A 2,238-nucleotide genomic window follows, 5' to 3' on the forward strand; every position below is an offset into this window, starting at 1 on the left:
CTGTAGCCCATCTTGGAATGTCGCCGATTTTTGGACTGTCGCTTGACGAAATCGCCCGCACGGACAACAACGCCGCCATGCTGAATCAGACCAAACCGGATCCCGTTCGGTCGCCCCTGCTGGAAAAAGTGCGGGCGCAAGGCATTCGCCACGGATATTTCACCCGTGTTGGCGGCGTCTCCAGCGGCATCTATCAGGGCCTCAACATCGGCACCGGCTCGAGCGACGACCAGACGCAGGTAGCCGAGAACCGCCGCCGCGTCGCCGACTGGATGGGTGTGCCCCCGAGCCATCTCTTGACCGCCCACCAAATCCATTCGCCCGACGTCATCATCGCGAGGGAGCCTTTTCCCGGCGAGCGGCCGAGGGCCGACGCCGTCGTCACCGACCGGCCAGGAATTGCCGTCGGCGCCTCGACCGCCGATTGCGGACCGGTGCTGTTCGCCGATGCCGAGGCGCATGTCATCGGCGCAGCCCATGCCGGCTGGAAGGGCGCCTTGTCGGGCGTGCTGGAAAACACCATTGCCGCGATGGAGGGCCTCGGCGCCCGGCGCGAGCGCATCGTTGCGGTTCTCGGTCCGTCCATCGGCCCCGAAAACTATGAAGTCGGGCCGGAATTCATCGCCCGCTTCGTCGAGGCCGATGCCAACAATATCAGCTATTTCGCGCCGTCCGCAAAGTCGGGACATGCAATGTTCGACCTCAACCTCTATACGGTCGATCGGCTGACTCGAGCCGGCGTCACCGCCGATGGGCTTGGACGCTGCACCTACGCCGAGGAGGATCTGTTCTATTCCTACCGGCGCAGCACCCATCGCAAGGAGCCGGATTACGGGCGGCAGATTTCGGCAATCGTTTTGGAGACTGAATAATGGCGCTGCATTTCGAACGGTCGGAATTTGACGCGCGGCGCGATCGGCTGATGATCGAGATCGCCGAGAAGAAGCTCGATGCCGTCCTGCTGTTTGCACAGGAGAGCATGTACTGGCTGACCGGCTACGATACGTTCGGCTTCTGCTTCTTTCAGTGCCTGGTGGTGAAGGCAGACGGTTCGATGATCCTGCTCACGCGCTCGGCCGATCTGCGCCAGGCGCGCCACACCTCGATTATCGACAACATCGTGCTGTGGACCGATCGCGACGGCGCCAATCCGGCGATCGACCTGCGCAATTTGCTCAACGATCTCGACCTGCTCGGCGCCCGCATCGGAGTCGAATACGACACCCACGGCCTGACCGCCTACAATGGCCGGCGCCTGGACGAGCAATTGCAGACCTTTGGCCAGATCGCCGACGCGTCCGGCATCGTCAGCCGGCTGCGCCTGTTCAAGAGCCCGGCCGAAATCGCCAAGGTGGAAAAGGCCGCAAATCTCGCCGACGACGCGCTGGATGCGGCCCTGCCGCTGATCAAGCAGGGTGGCGACGAAGCCCTGATCCTTGCTGCCATGCAGGGCGCGATCTTTGCCGGCGGCGGCGATTATCCGGCGAACGAGTTCATCATCGGCTCTGGCTTGGACGCGCTGCTTTGCCGTTACAAGGCCGGCCGTCGCAAGCTGAGCAAGAACGACCAGGTGACGCTCGAATGGGCCGGCGTCTTCCACCACTACCATGCTGCGATGATGCGCACGGTGCTGACCGGCAAGGTGTCGAAACGTCACCAGGAACTGTTCGATGCCGCACGCGCCGCACTTCTGGCCGTCGAAAAGGCGATGACGCCCGGAAATACTTTCGGCGACGTGTTCGAGGCGCATGCCCGCACGCTCGAGGCGCACAACTTGACCAAACACCGGCTCAACGCCTGCGGCTATTCGCTCGGTGCCCGATTCACCCCATCATGGATGGACATGCCGATGTTCTATCAGGGCAATCCCGAACCCATCGCGCCAAACATGACGCTGTTCGCCCACATGATCATCATGGACTCCGAAACCGAGACGGCAATGACGCTCGGCCGCACGTATCTGACGACCGAATCGCAGCCGAAACCGCTGTCCCGCCATGATCTCGACTTGATTGTGCAATGAATCCATAATGGTAAGAATGCAAGGGGCGTTCATCGCCAGGGAGTTTTGAGGCAAATGAGGCGATCGCATGTGACGACCGTGTCATTGCTCGCGGCGCTGATGCTGGCCGCCTGCACCAACGCGAAGGACGTTCTCGAACCCTCCGCCATCGCCTCGCAGTCGACACAGGCCGTACCAACGACCGGAACCGGCACGGCTGCAACGCCCACCACACC

The 2,238-nt window shown here is 62.3% G+C and carries 2 protein-coding genes; both read left to right on the top strand.

What is annotated here, in order from left to right; all coding sequences use genetic code 11:
- The first annotated feature begins 77 nt into the window (after positions 1-77).
- A complete protein-coding gene (gene pgeF / locus EOA85_RS33235; protein WP_127212534.1) occupies positions 78-872 on the top strand; it encodes a peptidoglycan editing factor PgeF in 795 nt (264 codons plus the stop codon).
- Positions 872-2,023, top strand: a complete 1,152-nt coding sequence (locus EOA85_RS33240; RefSeq protein WP_127212533.1) for a Xaa-Pro peptidase family protein — start codon at positions 872-874, stop codon at positions 2,021-2,023. The genes pgeF and EOA85_RS33240 overlap by 1 nt, the downstream gene beginning before the upstream one ends.
- The last annotated feature ends 215 nt before the right edge of the window (positions 2,024-2,238 follow it).

Origin of the sequence: Mesorhizobium sp. M5C.F.Ca.IN.020.29.1.1, assembly GCF_003997375.1 — a bacterium.
In the GTDB taxonomy this organism is placed as follows: domain Bacteria; phylum Pseudomonadota; class Alphaproteobacteria; order Rhizobiales; family Rhizobiaceae; genus Mesorhizobium; species Mesorhizobium wenxiniae.

Bases quoted from the DNA above. Each gene is read 5' to 3' on its own strand.
- pgeF (WP_127212534.1), top strand. From the start codon at position 78: ATGCTGAATCAGACCAAACCGGATCCCGTTCGGTCGCCCCTGCTGGAA.
- EOA85_RS33240 (WP_127212533.1), top strand. From the start codon at position 872: ATGGCGCTGCATTTCGAACGGTCGGAATTTGACGCGCGGCGCGATCGG.